Consider the following 25,841-nt stretch of genomic DNA (forward strand, 5'->3'; position numbering starts at 1 on the left):
TGCAAAGCAAAACACCCCGACGGACGTCGGGGTACTGAACAAATTGTCTATTTTTGAAAAATTCAAGAGAACTCAGAGCAAAATCACATTTTCGTACTTTCCTTTCGTTACGTTCTTTGTATCGAACACAAACGGTACGTGCTTTGCAACAAATTCGTAATCGATGCCTATCGTATGCCCGGAAGTTACTATCGCTCCGTCCATCGTTCTTAAATTTTCCTCAGTTAACTCAATTCTCTTGTAGTGCTTTCCGTTGTGTGTGAATTCCGGAACGAACGGGTCGTAGTAGAAGACATTTGCTTTCTTTTTCTCAAGAATCTCAATAACCTTCAATGCCGGGCTTTCCCTCAAATCGTCTATATTCCCCTTGTACGTCACACCGAGCAGCAAAATGTTTCTTCCGTTCAAGCACTGTTTCCTTTCGTTGAGGATATCTGTAAGCCTGTCAACCACATAGTACGGCATACCGTCGGAAATCTCGCCTGCTACCTCAACGAGCATCATGTGCAGGTCGTACTCTTTCGCCTTGTACACCAGATAGAACGGGTCAATTGGTATACAGTGCCCACCTATCCCAGGTCCTGGGTAGAATGGCATGTAACCGAACGGCTTCGTCGCTGCTGCATCGATAACCTCCCAGATATTTATCCTCATCTTTTCGGCAACTTTTGTCATCTCCTGAACGAGCGCGATATTCACGAGCCTGAACGTGTTTTCCAAAATCTTCGTCATCTCCGCAGCCCTTGGCGAGGATACAGGAAAGACGCCTGCTTCAAGCACGTTCTCATACAGCGCAACAGCGTGCTTTGTACATTCCGGTGTGACCCCACCAACTACCTTAGGTGTGTTTCTTGTTTTGTACCTTGGATTGCCCGGATCGACCCTCTCTGGGCTGAACGCCAAATAGAAATCCTGCCCCACCTTTAGTCCTGTTTCCTGCAAGATGGGGAGCACCACCTCTTCTGTTGTGCCAGGATATGTTGTACTTTCGAGCACCACCAACTGTCCTTTCCTTAAGCGCCTTTTTATCTCACTTGCACTGTTGGTTATATAACTCAAATCCGGCTGCTTGAACTTATCAAGCGGTGTTGGGACACATATACTGATCACATCGCAATTTCTGAGCTCATCGAAATCCGTCGTTGCGCGCAATCTTCTGGCCTGAACAAGTTCTCTCAACTCGTTGTTATCCACATCCCCTATGTAGTTCTCTCCTCTATTGATCATATCAACGCGCTTTTGCTGGATATCAAATCCGATAACCTTGTACCCAGCTCGTGCCTTTTCAACAGCCAAAGGCAGTCCAACATACCCCATTCCAATCACGCCAACTACCGCTTCCTTGCTCAGTATCTTCTCGTACAAACTCATCTCCATCCCCTCCAACACACCATTTTCTGATTTTCCCACAATTGCGTCTCTACAAAATTCATTCACTGAATGAATTTTACCATATCCCTTATCGTCCGTCAATCGGAAAACTTTAATCGCGAGCTGAACGCTTGGACTACTTGGCAACATCCCTGTAAGCATATATTAACGAAAAATTTTCTTGAAAAAATAAACTCGATGGTAAAATAATACACGTACGCAAAACGCACATGCAAAACGGGCACTTAAAACGCGTCGCAAACGGTTGGGGATCCCCCGCACGTCTCCAACCTACGTTGTTTTAGTGCCTGTAAAACTGGTAGGAGGTGAACTTTGTGTACGCGATAGTGGAAAGCGGAGGAAAGCAGTACAAAGTCGAGGCAGGTCAGCTACTGCACACAGAAAAGCTCAACGTGGCCCCAGGCGAAACTGTAGAACTCGACAAGGTCGTCATGGTCAAAACCGACGACGGTAAGGTCCTCGTTGGACAACCATACCTCACAAACGTGAAGGTCACAGGTACAGTTGTTGAACACGCAAGGGCTAGAAAAGTCCTCGTTGGTCAATTCATCCCGAGAAAGGGCCACAAGACGATCAAAGGTCACAGGCAGTGGTACACCACTATCAAGATCGAAAAGATAGAAGTCAAGTAATATAAGTGCTGAAATGATAGTGTGCAAATTCACTGTAAGAAACGGATTCTACGATTCTTTCACAATCACAGGACACGCACTGTACGCAAAAAAGGGAAAAGATATAGTCTGTGCAGCGGTCAGTACGGTCTCTCAGCACACAGCAAGGGCTCTGAACATAAACGGTGCAAAAGTGGAAATAGAAGAAGGTTACCTGAACGTTACGGATATTCCTAAAGACGAAATCTCGCAAAGATTCGTTGAAGAACTGAAGACAACACTTGAAGATATCGCGAGTCAGTATCCAAGATACGTAAGAGTGGAGGTGAACGATGATGCGCATTAATATACAACTGTTCGCAAAAGCCAGTGGCGCAGGTAGAAACGGAAGGGACAGCAATCCAAAGTACTTGGGATTCAAAAAATACGACGGTGAAAAAGTTATCGCAGGCAACATCATACTCAGACAAAGAGGCACAAAATTCTGGCCAGGTCAGAACGTCGGTATGGGTAGAGACTTCACGCTCTTTGCCCTCAAAGATGGAGTAGTGAAGATAATAGAAAGGAACAACAGAAGGTACGTCACAGTTGTTGAAGAATAATCTGATAGCAGCGTTTTTGCGCAACCAGGGGGGAACCTGATGAAGAAGAATTCTGCAGTTAGAATAGCAACGATCGGAATAATGTCAGCCCTTGCAACAGGCTTGATGTTTTTGGAATTTCCCATATTTCCATCTGTCAATTTCCTAAAATTCGATCCAAGCGACATACTCCCATTACTTGCAGGATTCATCTTCGGACCAATTGACGGGATATTGGTGCTGCTGATAAAAGACATACTCTTCTTCTTACTAAAATCCGGCGACATCGTGGGCATTGCGATGAATTTTGCAGCAGGTGCATCTTTCTTACTACCAGCTATCTACATATACCGAATCAGGGAGAACAGAGCGTTTGAAATAATCGGCTACGTCGTCGGTGTGGTCGTAGTTGCAGGCGTCATGACCGTACTCAACATGATTGTTGTACCGTTGTACTGGAAGATCCCGTTGCAGGAAACTTTGAAGTATCTTCCGATTATCGCTGCTTTTAATGCGATAAAGTTTTCAATCGATGCGGTTGTAACAAGCTTAATCAGAGAACGAATAGCGAGAATTTTTGAAAATTAAAATATTCGAAACGATTAGAAGGAAAGCGAAGGGAGGAAAGTGAAATGGCAAGGCCATTACCCATACAGAAAACCACATTTCCAAAAGTAGAAAGAAAATGGTATCTTGTCGATGCCGCAGACAAGCCACTTGGCAGGCTTGCAACCAGAATTGCCCTTTTGCTCCAGGGCAAGAACGAACCCACGTGGTCACCACACCTCGATAACGGCAATTTTGTGGTTGTGATAAATGCAGAAAAGGTGAAACTCACAGGTAAGAAAGTGAAACAAAAAGTCTACTACCACCACTCTGGATACCCCGGTGGTCTCAAATCCCAGACCGCAGAACAGATACTCGAAAGCCACCCAGAGAGGCTCATCGAACTTGCGGTTAAGAGGATGCTTCCAAAAACAACGCTTGGTAGACACCAATTCAAGAGATTGAAAGTGTACACCGGCGAGCATCATCCACACGAAGCGCAAAAACCTGAGAAGGTAGAACTTCTCTGATAGGGAGGGAAATAAATGGCTGACATCTACATGGGCACAGGTAGGAGGAAGACTTCAACCGCCAGAGTTTACCTCAGACCAGGAACAGGAAAAATAGAGATCAACGACAAAGTCTACAACGACTTCAATGAGTACTTTGAGAATAAAGTATGGACAATGCACGCAATTGAACCACTCAAAGTCACAGGCCTTGAGGGCACGTTCGATATTCAAATCAGAGTTGAAGGTGGCGGTAAGAACGGACAAGCCGGCGCTGTCAGGCTCGGTCTTGCAAGGGCACTTGTTGCATTCAATCCTGACCTTAGAAAGACACTCAGGGACAGAGGATTCCTCACAAGAGACCCAAGAATGGTCGAAAGAAAGAAATACGGTCTCAAGAAAGCAAGAAGGGCTCCACAATTCTCCAAGCGTTAATTTTGCATTCTCAACTGGCTTCACTTTGCAATTAGCTCGCATGATTCCAAATTAGGTGGCGGATGGCACGTTCCATCTGCTACCTTTATTTTCATGATTTTCCCACTTGTCTGCCCCGCTTCAAGAAAGGAGCGGAACGGTATGATACCGAAGGATATAATCGAAAAAATTAGGGAGAAAAACGACATCGTCGAAGTCATCTCAGAATACGTCAACCTCCAAAAAGTCGGTTCCAACTACCGAGGTCTTTGCCCGTTTCACCTTGAGACCACACCTTCGTTCTACGTGAGCCCGCAGAAGGGCATATACCACTGTTTCGGTTGCGGAGCTTCCGGGGATGTTATCAAATTCGTCCAGGAAATAGAGAACATCTCGTACGTGGAAGCTGTAAGAAAACTTGGAGAGCGCGTCGGTATAGCCGTTTCTTACACACAAGAAGACGAAATCAGAAATAAATACTACACATTCTACAAAGAACTGCACCAGCTTTACAAATCAAAACTGAATCAAAGCACAGTTGCTTTTGAATATCTTAAAAAGCGTGGGTTTGATGCAAGGGAGATATCACTTTACGAATTCGGCTTCTCACCGTCTGATTCAAAACTCCCACAACAAGTTGCGCAAAAATTGAGGCTTAGTAAGGATGAAATTGAAAAATTCGGCTTTTCTAACACAGATCCGTTCGCTGGCAGGCTCATCATACCGATAACTGATGATTTTGGCAGGGTGATAGCGTTCGGTGGAAGGCTCATTGGCGAAGGTGTACCAAAATACCTCAACTCCCAAGATACACTGCTTTTCAAAAAATCCTCCACGTTCTACATGCTCAGCTTTGCCAAAGAGCATATAAAGGAAGTCGATTACGTTATCATCTGCGAAGGCTATTTCGATGCACTTGCGTTCCACAGAGCGGGTATAAAGAACGCGGTGGCAACACTCGGAACTGCCCTAACGAAACTTCACATATACAAACTCAAAAAACTCACAACGAATATCGTACTTGCATACGATTCAGACAGTGCAGGGATAAAGGCGGCCCTCAGAAGTTTGGAGATGCTCATCCCAGAAGGTTTCAACGTAGTCATCGCAAGCTTCGAAGAGGCAAAGGACGCAGATGAGACGTACTCGAAATTCGGAACCAAAGGGCTTGTTAAGGTCCTTGACAGTAGCGTTGGCGCAGAACAGTTCGTTGTTGAAAGCCTTGCCAAACAGTACGATTTATCGAACCCCAGCGGGTTCAACACATTTGTGAAAGTGCTGAAAAATTGGGAGCGCATCTTCTCCACGAACCCAAAAAGCATCGAAAAATTCTATGAGCACGCAGCCGCAACGGCAGGTGTAACAAAAGAAGAACTCAAAAACTTACTTTCTTCCCAGAGCATTCAAACACCAAACCAGCAGCAAAGATATCCGCAAAACCAAAACGTCCAACTTCCCAAAACGCCCGTGAAAAAAGTCCCAACAACCGAAGACTACCTTGTCTATATGTACTTCAACTACCCGGAACTTTTCAAGCAAATCGAATTCACACCCGATTTACTCGAGGGCAAGGCAAGGGAATTTTTCCTTATCGCAAAAGATTTGAACGTTTCGCTCGATTCGTTGTCTAAATATATGGGAGATTTCGTTAAAGAGGTTTTTGACAAAATCGATTTCGAAGTGGACGACAAAGTAGTGGAATACATAAAGAAAGACCTCGAACTCAGACGCATAGACAAGCGCATTGCAGAAATCGACTCCCTCGTTCTCAAAGCAACATCCGAAGATGAAAAACGCATACTTTTGAAAGCACGCACAGAATTGGTTCGCCAAAAGATGAGAATCAAAAATCAAAAATAAAAATAAAGTCCCTCAATACAGTGAGGAGGTGTTTTTGTATGTCAAAAACAGCGGTAAAAGACAACACAGAACTCCAGAAAAAGCTCGAAAAACTCATCGAACTCGGCAAAAGAAAAGGCTACATCACCTACGATGACATCGACCGCACCTTCCCGCCGGGAGAAAGCGATGTGGTTGACGGAAATCTGGATTTTGTTTACGAAACACTTGAGAAGAACAAAATAGAGATTAGAGATACAACCGACTTTGCCAGCATGGAAGAAGAGCTCAAGCACTACCTAAGCGAAGGACCTGAGGTTTTTGATAGCACCGAGCCGAAAGACCTGATAAAGATGTACCTGCGCGATATAGGAAAAATTAGGCTCCTTACACCATCCGAAGAACGAAGACTGGCGCAGAGAGCTCAGATGGGAGATAAGAAAGCGAAAGAAGAACTCATTATATCAAACCTCAGACTTGTTGTCAGCATGGCGAAAAGATACCTTGGAAAAGGCCTTTCGTTCTTAGATCTCATCCAAGAAGGCAGCTTGGGTCTAATCAAGGCGGTTGAAAAATTCGACTGGTCGAAAGGTTACAAATTCTCCACCTACGCAACATGGTGGATAAGACAAGCAATCACAAGGGCGATCGCAGACCAGGCAAGAACGATCAGAGTTCCGGTCCACATGGTGGAAACGATAAACAAGATACAAAAAATCAAAAGAGAATACATGCAAGAACACGGTGAAGAACCACCACTGGAATACATCGCAGAGCAGGTTGGAAAACCGGTTGAAAAAATAGAGGAAATCTTGCAATCAACTCCTGAAATACTCTCTTTGGAAACACCTGTAGGCGAAGAAGAAGACTCTTCTATGGCTGATTTTGTTGCCGACGAATCCGTTGGTTCACCTAAGAAAGAAGCAATAAGAACGCTCATGAAAGAAGAAATCGATAAATTATTGGAAACACTCAACGACAGAGAAAAGATGGTTTTAAAAATGAGGTACGGTATACTCGATGGGAAGCCCAAAACACTTGAAGAAGTAGGTCAGTACTTCGGTGTCACTCGTGAAAGGATAAGGCAGATAGAAGTCAAAGCGCTAAGAAAACTCAGACATCCTTCACGTAGCAGATACTTAAGGTTACTCCAGAAACTCGCCGAAGAAGACTAAAAATATTAAGGAATGAGACCATGATAAGACAAATTTACGACACGATATTAAAAATCTCCTTCAGAAACTTCATCAAACACTGGAAAGTAGGCTTACTTGCAATCCTTGGCACGATGGTGGCCACCATGCTCCTTGTTGGTGGCCTTTCTTTAAATGATTCTGTTTCCGCTTATTTGCATGAAAAACTTACGAAAAACTTCGGAGAAGTTGATTTAATAATCAAAGATAAGGCAGATACGATATTCTTGCCAAAGGCTGTTAATGCAGAATCTGTCGAGTCATTGCTCAAGCAATACCCTCAAGTAAAAAAATACGTTTCTGTCAAACTTGCCCAAGTAACTGCTAAGATAAAAGGAAAATACGTTGACCTATTTGCAATAGCGATTAACAAGAACTTTGAAAAATTTCTTGGGCAGAAGGTTCAGCCGTTCACCATCAGTGAAGATACAGCAAAAGCATTTGGAATTAACATCGGTGATGAGATAGAGATAATCACGGCGAAAACCTCTTTCAACATCAAAATTGGAGCCTTTGGTAAAGGTATACTCAATTTTCGTGGCGAAACAGCCTCGGCAAACGGGACTATCTTTTTGCCAGAAAGTTATTTTGAAGAATACGGCGTTTATCCATTGAAAGACCCGAACGTCTATTTTGTCTCCACGAATTTGCTCGTCGAACAACACAAAACATTTGCTAAAGAATTGGAAGGGAAAGAAGGCTCAATACGAATCACCGCTGGCAAATACAGATTATCAACTTCCCCGTTGAATAAAATTATCGGCTATCTCTTCATTGGATTTTCCGGGTTCACAGTTATTTCAAGCTTTCTTTTCGTCTCCTCGTTCTTTGGCATTATCGTTGAGGAACGCAAACGTTCACTTGGTGTATTAAGGGCGTTGGGTTACACAAGTCTTCGCATGTTCTCAGTCCTATTTGTTGAAGGATTGCTTTACCTGATATCTTCAGAAATCGTTGGTGCAGTTGCTGGGATATTTTTCGGTATCTACCTACTTGATAAAATCAACTCATTCAGAAGAGAAGACCAGCTCTTTGCATTTGTCCAGGATAGAATACCTTTCAGCATATCGCTCTCAACCATCGTCCTTGGTATCCTTATTGCCATGATTGTTCCTATCATTATCCTTGCCTACCGTAGCATGGAATTTTCCCAAATTTCCCCATCCGAACTGTATGGTGATAGACCTGTTGAAAAAAGGAAAAAGAAAGGAAAAGTAAAGAAAGTTTTCGTTGCGATTGCAGGAATTCTTCTTTTCCTCTTTCTTTTGCGTACATCGTACGTCTACGCACTTTTGGGATTACTTTCCATCGTTCCTCTATTCTACCGCAATTCCTTAGTCACATTTATATACGGACTTTCCATCCTTGCTTCGGTCTACCCTCTTGTAGGCTCTGGTGGAGCGAAAGATTTACTTATCCGCTCAGGTTTTGTGCTTGTTGGAAGTATATACTCTATCTTTGCTTTCATCCCATATGCCAAAGTGTTTTTCGAACGCTTCAAAAATGTGTCCGTTGTTTTGGCGTTATCTTACATCGACAAACACAAAATGCGCAACTTTGCGATGTTTGTAATATACGCCGTCACACTTATTTTAATTCTTGTGAGTGCAATAGTTCCAACGAGCATTTCTGAATACATAAAAGAAAAGAAGGAAGAAGGCGCGTTTGGTTACAACTTCATCATCGTTGAAAACCCCATTAAAACATTCTTCGGTTCCTACAAATACCTCAACGATGAACAATTCGTCTCAAAATTCCAAGCACTTGTTCCTATCCAACTTGTCCAAGCATCGTTCCCAAATGACAAAAAGAAGTACACAATAATCGTTTCAGACGAGAGAATATTCCAACACCTAAAGCTCCCGAGTGAAAAGTTAATGAACGATATCCGAAAAGAAAACTGGTCAAAAGTACCAGATAAAACATTGTACCTGTCAAACAAAATCCTAAAAACTCCTGGCGTAGAAGTCACAATGGTTTTAAAAGGTGTTTTGCCTGGCATCTCACCAAAAATTGTTGAAACGCTTTACATAAAAGGTGTCTACGACCCCCAGGAAACCTTGCTCCCCATGGACGGCGTTCTCATCTGGAGAAACAAAAAATTCTTCGGTGCCATCAGCGGTTACGCAGGCGTTATCAATGACCCACAAAAGGCACTCGAAGCCCAAGAATTTGTCACAAGAAAGCTTGACGGTGCGTTTTATATAACCGGAGAAATCGAAAAACTATACGCATCTATCAACAACCTTGTTGACTTATCTTTGCAGCTTTTCCAACTCGGCTTTATCGCTGGTTTTGCCGGCTTGGCAATAATTACCTTTAGAAACGTTTATGCGCGTAAGAAAGAAATCGGTATGCTAAGAGCCATAGGGGCGGATAGCAAAGTAGTTTATCGAATGTTCATCTACGAAGCAGTGGCTATAGTACTCATTGCAACAATCGTTGCGATACTCGCAAGCATATTCGTTGTCAAAGACCTCGTTGCCTTTGTCCAACCTTTGCTCAGTTCATTCAAGGTAGTGATACCGTTTTGGAAAGTATTTGTAACCTTAGCTGGCGTTTTTGGAATTACAATAATATTTGTCTCACTTCCTGCGAGTATATCGCAGAAGATTCCACCCTCAGAGGCGTTGAGGGTGTTTGATTGAAAAATTCTTTGGAAGTTTGTTTGGACATGGTATAATCTAATGGTATAGTAGTTTAAAATTAAACATAAAAAGGGGTGTACACAAGGCATGAAAAAAGTCTTCATTGGTACAATCTTACTGCTCACACTAACTACTATTTTTGCCTACGCCGTTCGGGTAGGAGATACTATTGCTATCGAAGTTTTTGGTCAAACCGAATTCAGTAGGACGGTTAAGGTAGCTTTTGATGGAACGATTCCTTATCCATACGCCGGGAATGTGAAAGTTGTGGGACTCACTACAGACCAAATCAAATCGATAATCGAACAGACAGTGCGCAGGTTTATAAAAGACCCCGTTGTTACCGTTTACGTTGTCGACTACGGACCTATGTACGTATACCTCCAAGGAGCTATCAACCGTACATTTGATATTTCGAACTACAAAGAAGTCACTCTAACCCAGCTGTTCTCACTCTTGGGGCTATCCCCGTCGTCTGAGATAGACTTTGAAACAATTCAACTGAGACGAGCAGGAAAAACGCAAACGTTGAATATGCTTTCGTATTTTTACGATGGGACCATCACAGACGACCCGAAGCTCCAAGAAGGTGATGTAATTTACTTCCCGCCTTTGAAATATAGCCAAACAATCCAAGTTAGCGGTGCTTACACTTACATTGGCAGATACGAGCCTGGCATGACTTTAAAAACATTAATTTTACGCCTTGGAACACTTGATAAAGAAAAAGCGGTCCTCGAAAGTTCATACCTTACGATTTCAGGAAAAACAATAGTTGTAAACCTCGAGGATGTTATTAGTGGAAAAATCGATTACCCAATTTTGTCTGGTTCATCGCTATACATCCCAAAGCGTGAAGAACGATTCATTTACGTTGTTGGCTTTGTGCCTTCTCCTGGTCCAAAAACTTTCCTTTCAACAGAACCTCTAACTCTTGCATACGCACTTGCCAAATCTGGTGGCATCTCTCCAGATAACGAAAAATGGATAGAAAAAATCACAATAACAACCCCTGATGGGAAAACACGAGAATACACGCCAGATATCATTAAATCATCGGAAAATCTCCTATTGCAAACGGGTTCTATCGTGAACGTTGTAAAGTACCCAGAGTTTAAAGTATACCTAACAGGAGATTTCTCTACAGGTTTAATTGTCTTTGAACCAACTGAACCAAAGACACTTAAAACATTACTTACAAAAGTAGGTGGCTTAAAGACAGACCAGCTCAAATGGATAGAATGGATAAAGATAAATAACAAACTTGTGGACCTGGCAAAGCTCGATGATTACACACTTTCAAACAACGACAGTGTCGAAATCAAGAAATACCCAGAATTCAGAGTGTATGTCACAGGTGATTACAAACCGGGCATAGTATCATTCGAACCAGACGAACCAAGAACACTCGAAGGGTTGTTGACAAAACTTGGTGGAATACCCGTAAACGAACAAAAATGGATAGAGAGTGTAACGATAAACGGACAACCAGCTGACATATCAAAAGCTGCAAGCTATATGTTGAACAATGGGGATAAAGTAGAGATAAGAAGGTATGCGGAATTTAAAATCTACCTCAGTGGAGACTTTGAAACTGGAGTAATCAACTTCGAACCACAAGAGCCAAAGACATTGAAGACATTACTTACAAAGATAGGTGGCCTAAAAACAGACCAGCTCAAATGGATAGAGAGTATAAAGATAAACGATAAGGCGATAGAATTAAGCAAACTTGAAACCTACACGTTGAGAAATGGAGATAGTGTAGAGATAAAGAAATACCCGGAATTTTACGTTTACGTCCAAGGTTATGCAAATGCAAAAGGAAAAATTGTATTTGAACCACAGGAACCAAAGACACTAAAAACCCTTATTAACAAAATCGGACTCACATCGCCAGATGTAGAAAATGAAGGTCAAGCAATAATTAATAACGCCACGGCTGTTGCACTCAAAGATGTTGTTTACTCTAATAAAGATGTTCCGCTTTCACTCGGTGATACCGTTCTTATTTCATACGAGCCGTTCTTAGTTTACGTAACAGGTTCTGGCATGCCCGGTGTTGTTCAATTGTCTTACTATGAGCCAAAAACTCTTAGCTACATCTTCAAAAAGCTTGTTAACACGCCCGAAAACATCGAACAGGTTACACTTGTACGCAATGGAAAAGAAACCGTCTATTCACCAAACGACTTACTCTACGGACTCAAAGACTCAGTAATTGAAAGAAACGACACTGTTGTCTTCAAACAAGCACACGTCAACGCCGTCTACCTTATTGGCGATGTCTCTTCATATGTCTCGTTTGCACTCAACGAACCGATAACAATCCAAAGAATTCTTGCTAAGGTTGGCTTGAGTGATTTTAGAAGAATCGAAAGCATAACCCTTGATGGGACAAATGTGAACTTCACATCCGATATCTCAATACCAAAAGGTGCAATTCTTAACGTCCAACTCAAGAAGCCAGTCTTTGTAACGGCAATGGGATACATCAGAAACACCGGCAGAGTGCAATTTGATTACTACGAAACACCTGATTTAAAAACACTCTTTGCCAAACTCGGTGGACTCATAGTTGGACCGGAAAATTACTACGCATCTGACAAAGTACTCGTAATACGTGAAGGAAAATTAATAGGACAGTTCGATGCGGAAAATATCTTCAAAGGCATAGAAAACGCGGAACTTAAAGATGGCGACTTCGTCTACGTAACCCAAAAAGACCCGAACCAAGTATATGTCTTCGGTAAAGGTGTTCCAAACGGGTTATTCAAATTCACACAAGGTGAAGAATTCGACCTTAGAACGCTTATCGGCAAGCTGGGCGGAATTAAAGAAGGCGTTAGCAGAAAACTGACAATCGTCACTGGTGATAAGGTCGAAAGCATCAAATGGGACGAATATACAAACTTCAAACTTACAAGCAATAGTATCATTCTCTTCGATGTAGACAAAGAAAACTATGTCTACATCATCCGTCAAGACGGAAGACCAGATATGATATACACAGACAAACCAACAACCCTTTACGAAATACTCACCAAAGTAGGAATCGACAAAAATTACAGAAAAATTGAACTCACACGCGGAACAGAGAAACAAACACTTGAACTCAAAGACCTTGCTCAAGCAAGAGGATATAATGTTTATCCAGGAGATATTGTCAGAGTGCTCGACGTTTTGCAGAACTACGCCTTCGTGTTTGGCGAAGTTAATCAGCCTGGTATAATTAAGCTGACTGAAGGAATGACCGTACTACAAGCAATACTCCTATCAGGTTCATTTACTCAAAAAGCGGCACCATCGAGCGTGTGGCTTTACAAAGGTGGAGTTGAAGGTAAACCGATACAAGTAGACCTCTCCGCCACAGTTTCTGGAGGAGTAATCAAGTTTAACCCTGTTGTTGAGAATGGGGATATCATATTTGTACCGTCTGATCCTTGGAGAAGTGCTCTCGATTGGTTGCCTGTTATTACGAGCTTATTGGGATTTTACACGTACACAACTAATTTGTTCGGCGGCAGCAAGTGATGAAAAACCAAATGATTTATAAATGGACAAAGGAGGAAACCTAATATGGAAGCAAGAGAGCTGCAACAAGATGTCATTAACGATGAAATAACACTGAGCGATATAATCCAAATACTCAAAAGACGAAAATGGCTTTTAATTGCAACATTTGTTATCACGGTTGCACTAACTCTTGTCTACTTATTTTTCATTGCAGCACCTACATACGAAATAACTGCAACGATAAAGCTTCCAAAATCTTCGGAAATGAGCCTTTCTGGTGCGGCGGCACTCGTACCGGGAGGTTCAACAACCTCTCCAGCTGTTGATGAGCAGATAGAGATAATCAAGAGTAGAAAAGTTCTTGGGAATGTTGTAAAAGAGCTAAACTTACTGGATTACTTCAAAAAAAAGGCAAAGAATCCTGAAAAAGTTGAATTAACAGAAAACCAGGTTATTAAGATGCTCGCTAAAGACATAGTAACTGCAACATCTAAGAATAATACATCACTTATCAGTCTTACAGTCGCCCTTGACGACAAAGAACTTGGTTACAAAATCGCACAATCGGTTATAAAGAACTACATCGAAGTTGCAAAAGAACTCAACAAGGATGAAAATTCGTACCTGTATGATTTTGTAAGGCAGCAACTACCTATAGTTGAAAAAGAACTTGCCGAAGTAGAAGCCAAGCTTCAGGAATTCCAAAAGACAAAATCGCTCATGCCAACGAAAGAAATAGAACAGTTGATCCAAAGCTATAGTGACATAACAAAACAAATTGTTGACACACAGCTTGCAATTCAATCGGCAGAGGCTCAAATAGCGGAGCTAAACAAAAGGATTTCGGAAGTAAAAGGACTGGCAAAAGCACAGTCATACACACCAACCAGTGACCAACTTGAAGAATTAAAAAAGGAACTATCTCAACTTGAAATTCAACGCAGTTCTTTACTTTTGAAATACACAGAAGAAGCAGAACCTGTGAAAGATGTTGAAAAACAAATAGAAGTTATTAAGAAGATGATAAATGACGAGCTAAACAGAATAACATCAGCAAAAGTTGAAGCTCAAGACCCTGTGCTCAGTGAACTTTACGCTTCGCTTTCAAAAGCAATCACAGAAAAAGAAAGCCTAAAAGCTGCGCTCCAAGGACTTCAAAAGACAAAAAATGACCTTGACAACCAACTTTCAAAGTACCCAGAAATCCAACGTGAATATGTTGCCTTGCAAAGAGATTTCACTGTCAAACAACAGACATATACAGCTCTTAAAGCCAAGGAGGAAGAACTCCGCCTTTCAACTGCTGGAATGAACTTCAACGTACCTGTTGTTATCGATGAACCATACATTCCAGAAAAACCCGCCAAGCCAAATAAAAAACTAATGCTTGCTGTTAGCGGGGTTCTTGGTATTTTTCTTGGTATTCTTGTTGCCTTTTTACGAGAAGCAACAGACCAAAGAATTCTCGATAAATACCAACTTACCGCCATCACTGGAGTTATACCAACCGAATTCAAACTACCAATTGATAGTGCAAAGAACACTGAAGCAATGAAAGAGTTGTACGTAAAACTCTTTGGCAATAACTTTTCACATGAAGAATCAAATAAAACTGCCAAAATGATCCATATCACATCGGTAGGAAGAATAACTGAGAAAAACAGCATCAGCTACGAGCTTTCAAAATTTTTCTCCGCACTCGGTAAGAGAACCTTAATTATAGATACCACCGGTGATTTTAGTGATCTCATCGATAAATCAAAAGCACTATCTTTTGCTCAATTCATTTCACAAAGCGACTTAGCTCAGTACAAGGACACGCTGTCTTTTGTTATCAAGAGCAAAGATGACGAACCTTATGCATTTTTCAATGAAACCTTCTTAGAGAAGGTCAATTTACTTAAGGATACAATGGATGCAATAATGATAATTACACCAGACTCTGATTCTGCTGAAGCAAAGTATTTCGAAGATATCGCAAACAGTTCTGTTGTTGTTATAAAACCAAGCATTTCAGAAAAACCAAAGTTGCTCTTTGGTAGTTTATTCAAAAACGTCCACTTCGTTTGGATTGACAAGAAATAGAAAAATTTTTGAAATTCGGGAGAAAAATTAATGATTAAAAATGGTAGTAAAATATAACTGATGAACGGAATATCATCAAAGAAAGTCTAAATTAATGAAAAGAGTTAAATCATTGGAATTGGGGGGGCTTTCTTGAGCCTGCAGTTTATAGCAAATTACGTCATTTTAGCAACATCTGGGTTACTTGTGACCAAAAACTACTATATGTCCCTTTTATACCCATTTTTAATTATCACAACTTTGTATGCTTTTAAATTCTATGAATACTCAGACGACTTAAACGAGGCGCTCTCAAGAAGTATTTTTGGAATTACTATTGGTTCGCTCTTTCTTTTCGCATTCTGTAAGCTCTTTGATATACAATTTTTCACAAAAAAACTTATGCTTATATTACTTATCTTCATTTTCATCCTCCCATTTCTCAATTACATATTATCAAAAATATCATCGAAGACAATTAAGCCAATTCGCTATCTTGTGGTTGGAAGAAAATCAGAAATTTATAGCATTCTTAAGGAAATCGAAGAAAAATCAAAGGGAAAGTATCAATTTGTAGAATACATTAACCCATCACCGGTGACATTCAAAGAGAAAATAGCACAATACGATAATGTTCTCATAACAGACCCGCAACTTGAAAAAGAAATCGGAAACGAACTGGAGCAAATTAGGCAAACTCACAAAATCGAATATCTTCCAAACTTAGCAGAAATGGTTTTAAAACGCATCCCTCTTGAAGTTATGCAAAAATTCGAAGAATACTACAAAGTTTACTTTGACAACATCAAAGAATCTCCGGCAAAAAGAGTAATGGACATATTCTTTTCACTCATCGGGCTGGTTGTGTATTCGCCAGTGATACTGATTTCGGCGATATTTATAATGATAGAAGATGGTTTGCCCGTCGTTTTCAAACAAATTCGAGTTGGAAAAGATGGAAAAGAATACTGGATGATAAAACTAAGAAGCATGAGAAAACAGAAAACAGATGGTCCGAAATTCGCTGATGATGAAAAACACAGAATACTGAAAATAGGCAGATTAATCCGTCCAACAAGAATCGATGAGTCGCTCCAGTTTGTAAACGTGTTGAAAGGTGAAATGAGTCTTGTAGGTCCCAGACCAGAGCAAGTGCCATTTGTTAGGATGTTTGAACAACAAATACCATACTATTCCTTGCGTCACAAGGTCAAACCCGGCATTACTGGCTGGGCACAGATATGTTACCAATATTCCTCCAGCGTTGAGGAAACAGAGATAAAACTGAGCTATGATTTGTATTATGTAAAGAACAGGACAGTGTTTATGGATTTGAAGATACTTTTGCTAACGCTTGAGACATTGATATTCAGAAGAGGGGCGAAGTAGGACTACTCATTTAAATATCCTCGTATAAGTTCTCGAGAAGAATAGGATATGAAACATCTGTTGGCCTCCGAGTTTGGAAATAAGAAGAAAAAGATAGTTTCCGACAATTAATTTAGAAAAAAACACAAAGGGGTGTTTAATCTTGGGTGGCGGTATAGATCAAGGTAAGAGCTTACGAGTACTCTTAGCGGTTACTCACGCTGGTTTTGGAGGTGTTGCAAAGCACGTCATAGATCTTGCGAATCTGCTGAGAGAACATGGATGCAAGGTTGACATTGCAACTGGCAGTGAAAGAAACGAATTGATGCAAGAATATGAGAGAGTATCCGATAATGTTATAAAACTAAAATACTTGAAAAGGAGCATTAGTCTTCTGGACGATATTCTTGTATTCAAGGAAGTAGAAAAAGTTCTTAAAAGCTCGTCTTATGATATTATTCATGCTCATGGTCCAAAAGCTGGCTTTGTCTTTAGACTGGTAGCTGCAAAGTTATCTATACCTTGTGTTTATACTCACCACTTAATAGTTTACAAACAATTTAAATCTTTGTTGAACCCGTTATATAAAATCCTGGAAAAGATTGCAAGCTCTGTTGGTGACCATGTAATAGTTGTAACTAAGATAAATAAAGATATTTTGGTTTCAGAAAAAATTGTTAAACCCGAGAAGGTTTCGGTTGTTTATAATGGGTTGATTGATTTTTCAACGAAGTATACAAAAAAACAAGCTCGTGAAAAACTAAATATCTCCCCGGACGATTTTGTCGTAGTCTATGTGGGACGGCTGGAACCACCTAAAGATCCACTCACACTTGCTAAGGGTTTTCAAGATTTCTGTAAACGTTACAACGACGGAACTAAGAAATATTTGTTTTTTGTAGGAGACGGACCGTTAAAAGCCAAATTACCAAATGATGGTAATATAACTGTTACAGGATTTACGAATGACGTAGAACTATACTTAGCCGCTGCTGACGTTTTTTGTTTGACAACAACAAAGGAAGGGTTGCCGATATCAATTTTAGAAGCCATGAAATATTCGCTGCCGATAGTGGCAACAAATGTAGATGGCATTGCTGAACAGGTCTTTCAGAGAGTTAACGGCTTTCTTGTAAAACCGTTTTTCTGGCAAGAGATATCGCATGCATTGGGAGAGATTTATACAAACGGTGAGCTTAGAGAAAAAATGGCTCAGGAGTCCAGGCGACTATCCGAAGAGAGATTTGATATGAGAAAGAATATTGTGCAAATATTGCACATCTATAGAAGCATAACTGAAAATTATTCCATTTCTAAGAAAAGTTTGAGGTGAGAGGCGTGAGAATTGTAATCATAAACTTTGAGCACCATGGTGGAATGAAAGCTTTCACAGAAGGAATAGTAGAGTTTATGACTAAACTAAGAGATGTTCAAATCTCGCAAATTTTAGTTGTCTTTACAAATGAAAGAAAAATTGGAATTTCGAGGAGCAGTAACACCACTGTTATTTCTCTTCCAAGAAAGTTCAAATTATTGTACTATATCTTCCCAAAACTCCTCAAGAAGTTATTTACTCAGCTTATATTAGAGAATGTAGACGTAGAACTTTACATTGTAACATGGGGGAGTCATTTTTCAGACCTACTGTTACAATTTCGAGAAAGATTAGCAATTTTTGTTCACGATGCAAGGCCACACGATAACAAAAGAATCTTAAAAATGTTTAATGATTTTTTGCTCTACAAGAGAAATATTAAACTTGCCAAATCATCAGCCTTTATAATTACAAATAGCGAAACACAGGCGATTTATTTGAGAGAGAAACTGAGAAAAACTGTATTTTTCCTTCCGCATCCACCATTTACCTACAGAAGTAACCTAAAAGAAGTAACGGTAGGTTTAGAGAACTACTACCTTTTTTTTGGACGAATTGAATACTATCGGGGTGTAGATATATTCTTAAAAGCAATTAGAATTCTTCGGGATCAATATTCTTTGGAACCCAAAGTGGTTATTGCTGGTCGTGGGACGTTTTCAAGAGAAACGCGAAAACTCATCAATAAGTATAAATTATTAAACGTTCATTTTATTGATAGATTTATCGATGATGACGAAATTCCTTGGCTGTTTGAGCACTGCAAATGTGTTGTATTGCCTTATCGTTCGGTAACACAAAGTGGACCTCTTCAGTTGGCATATAAATTTCATAAGCCAGTGATTGTAAGCGCTCTAAGTTACTTTCTTGAAAACTTTGACTTCGAAAATAGGCCAGGTTTTTTGGTAGATCCAGGAAATCTTGAGAACCTGGTGTTGAACTTGCTGAACTTCGAAAGACTCTCGAAGGAAGAGCTCGAAGTTTTTGAAAAAAACGCTGGAATGAATTACGAAAAGTATTATTCAGAGGAAAAATTCCTATCTGAATTAAATACTTTAATGCAAAGAATCCAAAACTTACTCAATTAATTGTTTGAAGGGGACAGTACGTGCTCTTAATTCAAGAAAATCTTAGGTTTTGTATTATTATTGTGGCTACTTATAGAAATTTTAGATAGGTATGCATTCGGGTGAGGAGTATGCTTTTTTCGTGGAGTTCATTACGTAAAATCAAGTTTTGAGTAGAAGGCGGAAATGTATGATAAATGTTGAATTTCTCTCGCTTTTCATCTTAACAAATATCGTTTACTATATTTACACTTATTAGCCAAACTACTCGTCTCGGATGGGCATGGGCTCCTTTAGATATTGTGGGTTTTTGAGTAAGTGAAGCACATGTGCAATATTCTTTGAGCATTTCATCAAACTGATTAAGTTGCTCTTGCAAAAATCGAAGTTCTTTGATAGTTTGAATAAGAATCTTCTCTTTCATTGGTCATCACTGAGCAATGGAGTTGTTAGCAAGTTCTTTAAGAGTTTCTGGGGAAAGTTTTAACTTTCTACCGGTTGTCTTTGAAAAGAAAACAAGTAAAGAATCAATAGGGGCTTTTTGGATAGCTTTAGCAGAAGGGAAAGAAGAAAGCAAATCTAAGATAGTATCATTGTAGATGTTGGTCGCTTTTTCAAGTTCAGGAAAGAGAAGAGAAAGAAGCTTTTCAATGTCGTTTTTGACTTTTGAGATTTGATGAGTGATACTTTCTTTTTTTCTTGCAATATCCCGAAAATCGGAGTTGAGGAAAGAAGACGCAGGAAGAAGGTAATGAGTGTAAAAGATGGTAAGAGCGATAGAGCGAGCATCGATTTTGTCAGTTTTAGTTTTCCTAAGTCCGACAGAAGTTGGGTTTTGGATAGCATAGGCGTTGAACTTATCCTTGGAGATGTCAATACCGACAAAGATGGAGAAGTTTTGAGACATACTAAAACCTCCTTTCGGTTGATTTGGTTAAAAGGCGAGGGCAGGAGCCTGCAGAACCAAACCTCCAGGGTGACAAGGGTTAAAAACCCAACCAACTCATCATGGTTAAAGGCAGGCGACAGACTCCTATAATGGCTTGAAAGCCAAGGATGAATAAGTCGTCCTGCCTTGTCTACTTTTTGACTAAAATATTTATATCATATTTTTACGTAGGAGGTTTAAATATGAAGATAACATTTATTACACCCCAGCCACCTGAAAGATTCGGAGGAGGTTCCATTGTAATATTATCGCATTTGATAGCTCTGAGAGGACTTGTAGGTTCCTCATCAATAAAATATATAGGACCAAAAAGTAATACCATTGACTTGCGTGACTTTGTGTCTGAGTACATATATGTTCCAAGCTCGAGCATGGTGCTAAAGTTTATTTCCGTATTAAAACAAGACAGTTTTTTGAGTGTGGATAAGTTTATTCTTTCTAATATCAAGGACTTAAAGGGTTTCTTACGGGATAGCGATATTATTTGGATTGAAACCACAAAGCTTGGAAACTCTCTAAGAATTTTAAGGGACTATATTGGGAAAGCGAAAGTTATATTGTCAGTCCACAATATTGAGCAGCTTTACTATAAACAATCTGAGAAAATAACAGGAATGCTACTCAAAAAGGCTATTTCTCATTCTGAGAAATTTTGTGCTGAATTTAGTGATTTAATGCTTTTTCCAACCGAGGAGATTTATAAACTTTACGAGAAAATTACAGAGACAAGGATTCGGAACGTGGCAATAGTGAATTTCTTCTTGAATGATGACCAAGTACATGTAACTGACGATATATTGCGAGGAGCTTGTATAACTGGCAGTTACCGATATGGTCATAACCGGCAGCCGTTGGACACACTCATAAGCGAATGGTCTAAAAAGAGCCACAGTTTTAAGCTGTTTGTGTTTGGATCTAACATACCTGTGAAGACGATGAAAAAATCTAGTAACTGTAAGGATATCGTATTTGTAATTAATCCTGTTGACGACACGGACATATTACCAAAGATACCAATAGCCTTAAATCCTGTTATTAGTAGCGGAGGAGTCCTTGTGAAAAACATAGTAGCGCTTAAAAATGGTCAGGTAGTAACCGGTTTCCCTGGTAGCTTTAGAGGAACTCGTGTTGGAAAGTATTTTGAAGTTGTTACAAGCTTAGAAGACATGCTCGAACGAGTAGAAGCTTTACTTGATGATAGGAAAACTCTCAAGGAGAAACGAGAAGCTGCAGCTGAGTATTACATTACCCAACACTCATTAAGTTACGGTTTGGAAGCTTTTCAACAGATTATTGATAAAATTGTGTGGTAAGGAGGATTTGAGCGTGGGCATTGTTCGTGACAAGGTTTTAGCATTTGGTTACCATGTTTACGGCAACACAAAACGACGTGGAGGGTTTCCCGCTATACTGGAACAAATTGCAAGCTTTGGTTATTTTGTGGATTATTTCACAACACCTATGAGTTATGGATGGCTCTATAAAAACACAGATAGGGAAAACATTAGGAACTTTTTTAAGCTTATTGTTGGTACTGAATTTAATATTGGACATGGGAAGATTATCAATAGAGGATTGCTAAACCTTCTACCATGGAAAATTTCGCGATTCATCTTTTCAAAAAAGTTTTTATGTTTTGCGCCAACTCTTGATCAAGTAGTTCGTGTTGCTAAGCAGAAAGTATATGACCTCGTAGTCTTAGAGAGTGTTCCTGCAGCATTATATGGACCTGTAATAAAGGAAAATACAAGAACTCCTTTAATTTACAGGGCATCAGATCCCTTAATTGCATGGTTTTCAACATACTTTAGCGATACGGATAAGATGGAGAAGGATTTATTTCAAGTTTCAGACGAAGTTTGGGTTCCTAATGAAATATGTTATAGGTACTACATTGAGCACGGATTTCCAAAAAATAAAATGGTTATTATAAAAAACCCGCTGCTGACAGTTTCCCAGCTCGAGAATATTGAAAATAACACCAAACTCTCCAACGAAGGAAACGAACTTCGAAGATCTATCTTACAAGGTAAGTATAGAAAAATAGGTCTTTACTTTGGTGCTGTAGAAATAGATTATCGATTGATAGATATTATAGCAAAGAAAGTTAAAGATGTTGTTTTTGTTATTATAGGTCCTTACAGAAAAAAAATGGATATGGCACATAATGTTGTTTTTCTCGGCCCTTTGGATAATACTAAGATAGATCAGTTTGTTCAAATATCTGATTTTGGATTCTTACCGTATAAAAAGGTTGGGGACATGGATGTGTTAAGGACGGCACCAACTGGTAAGGTTGTGAGATTTCTTCTACATTTAAAACCTGTTTTTCAGTTTTCACAATACGACATCAGTTTTCCCTATATCTACTCTGTAAAGGTCGAAAGTGAGTTTGTAGAAAAAATTCAAGAAGTTCATAGAGAAGCCGAGAAAATGAAAGAGGACAAGAATTTATTGCGGTTAAAGGAGTTCTTGAAAGATTATACTGTAGAAAATTTTATCCAGAATGTGCGCTTAAGGCTTAGCAATTATATAAAGGTACCTAAATGACGTCGATGCTGTTAATTCATAATTATAGTGGAAGCTGATTGTGGAGCGACTATTTTGATATCATCAATGTAAAGCTCTGTCATTATCACACAAAAAGGATCCACATATAGCTTAATACTTCAATATTTTTGATTCTCGGTTTTATCTTGAATAATATAAGTAAAGTTTTGATTCATGGTTGTTTTTAACGAGTATTTATCAGGTAACGTAACTATTGATTGAGTACCCACAACAGGTCTTCAGCGATAAAGCGCACTAAAAGTTTATACGTGCTAGAGTTACCGCCTTTTTTGTGTGTCAAGAAAATTGTCCGACAATGTCTAAAGTTGTCCCGTACCATGATATTTAGTTCAGAGTCATGTCAAGCAACAATTGGGTTCGTCTTATTCCTTATAAGTAGTACGAAAAGGATAAATCGTTGTTGCTACATAGCGAGAGAGCTTTTAAAACAACGAAGAACGAAAGTTTAAAATTTGGGAAAAAATGATAGATGACGTAAGATAAACAGGGACATATTCTTTTAAGTAACAAGGTTTTCAACAAAAAGCGAAGAGGGTATTACGGCCTTTGAATTCACATAATGGTTGGCAAAACATTTAGGATAAGAGAAAATGAAAAGCAGGGGCTTTTTGGAATATGATAGCATGAAAGATGCTTACAATCCAAGTAGAAAATGTTAACTTCCGTATGTGCCGCTACCGTTTTTGTGGACAAGGAAGCTATTTGGGGCAGGATGATTTTCAACTCTGCTTGGTGTGCTATCTTCTTTTCAGAAGTACAGATTACGGTATTACCTGTGTAAAAGACAATAAGTTCTTAGGTAAGTTTCAATACTTTTGTTTAACGTTATCATGAATTCGATAATGTTAACTTGTAGTGATGAAAGTAGCTAACTGAGAAATGACATTATTGATATTGCTCTTGTTGATTTTCCAAAGATTCTTCACTATACAAACATGAATATATAAATCAAGGTTCGCCAACTTCTTCAGACCTCGCTTAAGCCGGAAAAAGTCTTTCAGTAGTGAGAATTTGGATTCACACATGTTTTTACCAAGCGATACTACTACGTGATTGATATTCTTGAACAATATCTGTGCACTTTCATATGCACCAAGACCGTCGGTAATAAGTTCGATACTTTTGTCTTTGGAATTACCTAAGAACTTTTCAAGTAGCACTTTTACCTGACCCATGTCACGATACTTTGAGACATGCCAGGAAAGGATAAGGTTAGTATCGTGGTCAACTAATAACCAGACATAATACTTTTGGTCTTTGAATACTACAATAGTTTCGTCAGCATGAACTCTAAAAACATTTTCGAAAGTTGGAAAAAGCACAGAGAATAAAGCACACAACTTAATAACCCACTTGTAGATAGAAACATGAGAGACTTTGATATTCAAAGAGTTAGCAATAGTCCTGAAGGAACAATTGCCTTTCATATACAAAACGAAAGCTTCTAAGACAATAAAGATAGGGAAACGGAAGAATTTAAAGTAATCAGAAACAAAAGAGGCAGGTTCGGGGAGATTAAAAGGTACTCTATCTTTGGTATGACAAGTTCTACAACGGAAGACAACGAAAGAACGATGGGGTTTGTGGATTTCCATAGATTTACCGCAAGAAGGGCATTTAGGGTAAGGGAAAGAGAAGATTTTGCGCTTTTGAGAATAAGAAAGTTTGAAAGTACGTTTGCAATTTTTGCAGAAGAATTGTTGGTTGCCGTATTTGTCATGACCGTTTTTGAAGACAAAGAGCCACACTTTGGGCAAGAAGGTGTTGAGTTATTCATATCGGGATACCTCCTTAAGAGTAGGTTGGGGGGTGTCCCCTGTTTAAAGGATAATGCGGTTTTTGGATAGTTTCAATACTTTTAGTTACATTATCATGAATCCTTTTGGGGGTGAAGTTTTGAAACTAATTAGAGCAACTTTTATTCTCAGTTTTGTAATCTTGATTGTAACTCCTTCCATATTGCCTGATTCTGTTGATTTTCTTTTAACAGTTCTAACCAATAAAAAAATTGGTAGGTTTTACATACCTTATAATCTATATTTTCTTCTAATACTCTTTGCTGCGTATTTTTTGACGTCTTTTCTTTTAGGTATTGTAAAGGTCGCTTTGGCTAAGACACGTAACCCGATTAAGAAGAGCTACGTTATATTGTGTCTCCTTCTACTTATAGTATTCATCGTTCCTGATTTTTTTCTGACGAAAGCTTATGATAAGGTACTAATTGCCTATGGAAACGTTTTGTTACCTTTTTTTGTTTTTTATCTTGCTTTCAAGGAAACAAGCAGATGTTTTAGAAGAACTTTCCTTGGACTTCTTTATTTAGTATACTTTTTCATCGTTTTTCAAGTCATATATTTCTCGTTAGTCAACCCTAGAATATCATGGACACACGAAATTGTACAATTCCTTGGTTTTCGAATACACAGGGTTACAGTCACGTCTGGTCCAGCAACAGCTACCTCATTCATTATTATCGCACTGTACGTGCTCCTAAAAACCTTAGAAGGTAATACCAAACTAATCAAACTCCTGACTGTGTTAGCTGTTGTTTCAGTTTTTCTAACCCTCACAAGAACAGCACTGATCATCATTTCAATTATGGTAGTCAAGGATATTCTGTCATTTAGACTAAGAAAAGCAGATAAGTTGCCATTTTTTGCTGCAATTCTTCTCTTATTCTTACTTATATTTTTTTTATTGTTTATTAACAGATGGTTATATGGTCATGGGGTTGAGGGTGACAGGTATAGGTTATTGCGACTTACCGAAGCAGTGCAAATATACAAAAAGGGCGACATTCTTCACAAGACATTCGGAACAGGCTTTGGAACTTCCTATACGCGACAAATTAGCAACATATCATATCTGGAAAATGTGGAGGATTTTTATCTCAAATCCCCTCATAATACTCATGTCATATTAATTAACGAGATTGGATTTTTAAGATTGTCAATACTATGCATTATTTTTGCTTTTTTAGTAAGAAAGGCAAAAACTCCGCTAAAAGAGTTCATTGTACTAACGCTCGTGGTTGGTATGAATACAGAAGTGATTTATATTTACCACTTTTGGAACTGGGCTTTTATAGCAACTTTGGCTGGAGCTGCTTTTGAAATGTAAGGAAACCCAAACAGCACCAAATAAAGGTTTTGCTTAAGCAGACACATATCAGAATAACGAATTTCCGAACACAAATTG

21 protein-coding genes are annotated in these 25,841 nt (G+C 39.3%); 18 read left to right on the top strand and 3 right to left on the bottom strand.

Going from position 1 to position 25,841, the window contains the following annotated elements; all coding sequences use genetic code 11:
* Positions 1 to 72: 72 nt before the first annotated feature.
* On the bottom strand, positions 73 to 1,371 hold the full coding sequence (locus CBS1_RS08310) for a nucleotide sugar dehydrogenase (RefSeq protein ID WP_090222440.1): 1,299 nt from the start codon (positions 1,369 to 1,371) through the stop codon (positions 73 to 75).
* Positions 1,372 to 1,706: 335 nt separating this feature from the next.
* Between CBS1_RS08310 and rplU the strand changes: the two genes are divergently transcribed.
* The 14 genes from rplU (at position 1,707) to CBS1_RS08380 (ending at position 19,144) form a co-directional block, all read left to right on the top strand.
* Complete coding sequence (gene rplU, locus CBS1_RS08315; RefSeq protein ID WP_090222442.1) at positions 1,707 to 2,024, top strand: 50S ribosomal protein L21; 318 nt, start codon at positions 1,707 to 1,709, stop codon at positions 2,022 to 2,024.
* Between the two features lie 13 nt (positions 2,025 to 2,037).
* Positions 2,038 to 2,349 (top strand): ribosomal-processing cysteine protease Prp, encoded by a 312-nt coding sequence (locus CBS1_RS08320; protein ID WP_090222443.1) that lies wholly within the window; start codon positions 2,038 to 2,040, stop codon positions 2,347 to 2,349.
* Complete coding sequence (gene rpmA, locus CBS1_RS08325) at positions 2,339 to 2,605, top strand: 50S ribosomal protein L27 (RefSeq protein WP_033191505.1); 267 nt, start codon at positions 2,339 to 2,341, stop codon at positions 2,603 to 2,605. Before CBS1_RS08320 ends, rpmA begins: the two co-directional genes overlap by 11 nt.
* Before the next feature lie 39 nt (positions 2,606 to 2,644).
* Entirely contained in the window at positions 2,645 to 3,172 is a 528-nt protein-coding gene (locus CBS1_RS08330; protein ID WP_090222444.1) for an ECF transporter S component, read from the top strand.
* A gap of 44 nt (positions 3,173 to 3,216) precedes the next feature.
* Positions 3,217 to 3,660, top strand: coding sequence for a 50S ribosomal protein L13 (gene rplM / locus CBS1_RS08335; protein WP_090222445.1), 444 nt, complete (start codon positions 3,217 to 3,219; stop codon positions 3,658 to 3,660).
* A 15-nt stretch (positions 3,661 to 3,675) separates the two neighbouring features.
* The gene (gene rpsI, locus CBS1_RS08340; protein ID WP_090222447.1) at positions 3,676 to 4,074 is read left to right on the top strand and encodes a 30S ribosomal protein S9; all 399 of its coding nucleotides are present in this window, start codon (positions 3,676 to 3,678) and stop codon (positions 4,072 to 4,074) included.
* Between the two features lie 141 nt (positions 4,075 to 4,215).
* Entirely contained in the window at positions 4,216 to 5,913 is a 1,698-nt protein-coding gene (dnaG, locus tag CBS1_RS08345) for a DNA primase (protein WP_090222485.1), read from the top strand.
* A gap of 38 nt (positions 5,914 to 5,951) precedes the next feature.
* Complete coding sequence (rpoD, locus tag CBS1_RS08350) at positions 5,952 to 7,067, top strand: RNA polymerase sigma factor RpoD (RefSeq protein WP_090222448.1); 1,116 nt, start codon at positions 5,952 to 5,954, stop codon at positions 7,065 to 7,067.
* A gap of 20 nt (positions 7,068 to 7,087) precedes the next feature.
* The gene (locus CBS1_RS08355) at positions 7,088 to 9,733 is read left to right on the top strand and encodes an ABC transporter permease (RefSeq protein WP_090222449.1); all 2,646 of its coding nucleotides are present in this window, start codon (positions 7,088 to 7,090) and stop codon (positions 9,731 to 9,733) included.
* Between the two features lie 87 nt (positions 9,734 to 9,820).
* Positions 9,821 to 13,267 carry a polysaccharide biosynthesis/export family protein gene (locus CBS1_RS08360; protein WP_090222450.1) on the top strand — a complete coding sequence of 1,149 codons (3,447 nt, stop codon included), beginning with the start codon at positions 9,821 to 9,823 and terminating at the stop codon, positions 13,265 to 13,267.
* 45 nt (positions 13,268 to 13,312) lie between these two features.
* The gene (locus CBS1_RS08365; RefSeq protein WP_090222452.1) at positions 13,313 to 15,334 is read left to right on the top strand and encodes a GumC family protein; all 2,022 of its coding nucleotides are present in this window, start codon (positions 13,313 to 13,315) and stop codon (positions 15,332 to 15,334) included.
* A gap of 132 nt (positions 15,335 to 15,466) precedes the next feature.
* Complete coding sequence (locus CBS1_RS08370) at positions 15,467 to 16,702, top strand: exopolysaccharide biosynthesis polyprenyl glycosylphosphotransferase (protein ID WP_090222454.1); 1,236 nt, start codon at positions 15,467 to 15,469, stop codon at positions 16,700 to 16,702.
* A gap of 142 nt (positions 16,703 to 16,844) precedes the next feature.
* Positions 16,845 to 18,014, top strand: coding sequence for a glycosyltransferase family 4 protein (locus CBS1_RS08375; protein ID WP_090222456.1), 1,170 nt, complete (start codon positions 16,845 to 16,847; stop codon positions 18,012 to 18,014).
* A 5-nt stretch (positions 18,015 to 18,019) separates the two neighbouring features.
* Positions 18,020 to 19,144 (top strand): glycosyltransferase, encoded by a 1,125-nt coding sequence (locus CBS1_RS08380; RefSeq protein ID WP_090222458.1) that lies wholly within the window; start codon positions 18,020 to 18,022, stop codon positions 19,142 to 19,144.
* 409 nt (positions 19,145 to 19,553) lie between these two features.
* On the opposite strand, the gene CBS1_RS10690 is transcribed toward CBS1_RS08380, so the two are convergent.
* Entirely contained in the window at positions 19,554 to 20,030 is a 477-nt protein-coding gene (locus tag CBS1_RS10690) for an IS110 family transposase (protein ID WP_241685506.1), read from the bottom strand.
* A gap of 224 nt (positions 20,031 to 20,254) precedes the next feature.
* On the opposite strand from CBS1_RS10690, the gene CBS1_RS08390 reads away from it, so the two are divergent.
* Together CBS1_RS08390 and CBS1_RS08395 are read left to right on the top strand one after the other, a co-directional pair.
* Positions 20,255 to 21,385: a glycosyltransferase gene (locus tag CBS1_RS08390; protein ID WP_090222460.1), complete on the top strand. Its 1,131-nt coding sequence runs from the start codon at positions 20,255 to 20,257 to the stop codon at positions 21,383 to 21,385.
* Between the two features lie 13 nt (positions 21,386 to 21,398).
* Positions 21,399 to 22,622, top strand: coding sequence for a GumK N-terminal domain-containing glycosyltransferase (locus CBS1_RS08395; RefSeq protein ID WP_090222462.1), 1,224 nt, complete (start codon positions 21,399 to 21,401; stop codon positions 22,620 to 22,622).
* Positions 22,623 to 23,488: 866 nt separating this feature from the next.
* Here the strand turns inward: CBS1_RS08395 and CBS1_RS10530 are convergent.
* A complete protein-coding gene (locus tag CBS1_RS10530) occupies positions 23,489 to 24,238 on the bottom strand; it encodes a transposase (RefSeq protein WP_241685507.1) in 750 nt (249 codons plus the stop codon).
* On the opposite strand from CBS1_RS10530, the gene CBS1_RS10695 reads away from it, so the two are divergent.
* Positions 24,227 to 24,490: a hypothetical protein gene (locus CBS1_RS10695; RefSeq protein ID WP_241685508.1), complete on the top strand. Its 264-nt coding sequence runs from the start codon at positions 24,227 to 24,229 to the stop codon at positions 24,488 to 24,490. The genes CBS1_RS10530 and CBS1_RS10695 overlap by 12 nt on opposite strands.
* A 49-nt stretch (positions 24,491 to 24,539) precedes the next feature.
* Positions 24,540 to 25,763: a hypothetical protein gene (locus CBS1_RS08400; protein ID WP_090222464.1), complete on the top strand. Its 1,224-nt coding sequence runs from the start codon at positions 24,540 to 24,542 to the stop codon at positions 25,761 to 25,763.
* The last annotated feature ends 78 nt before the right edge of the window (positions 25,764 to 25,841 follow it).

This window comes from Fervidobacterium changbaicum, assembly GCF_004117075.1.
GTDB lineage: Bacteria > Thermotogota > Thermotogae > Thermotogales > Fervidobacteriaceae > Fervidobacterium > Fervidobacterium islandicum.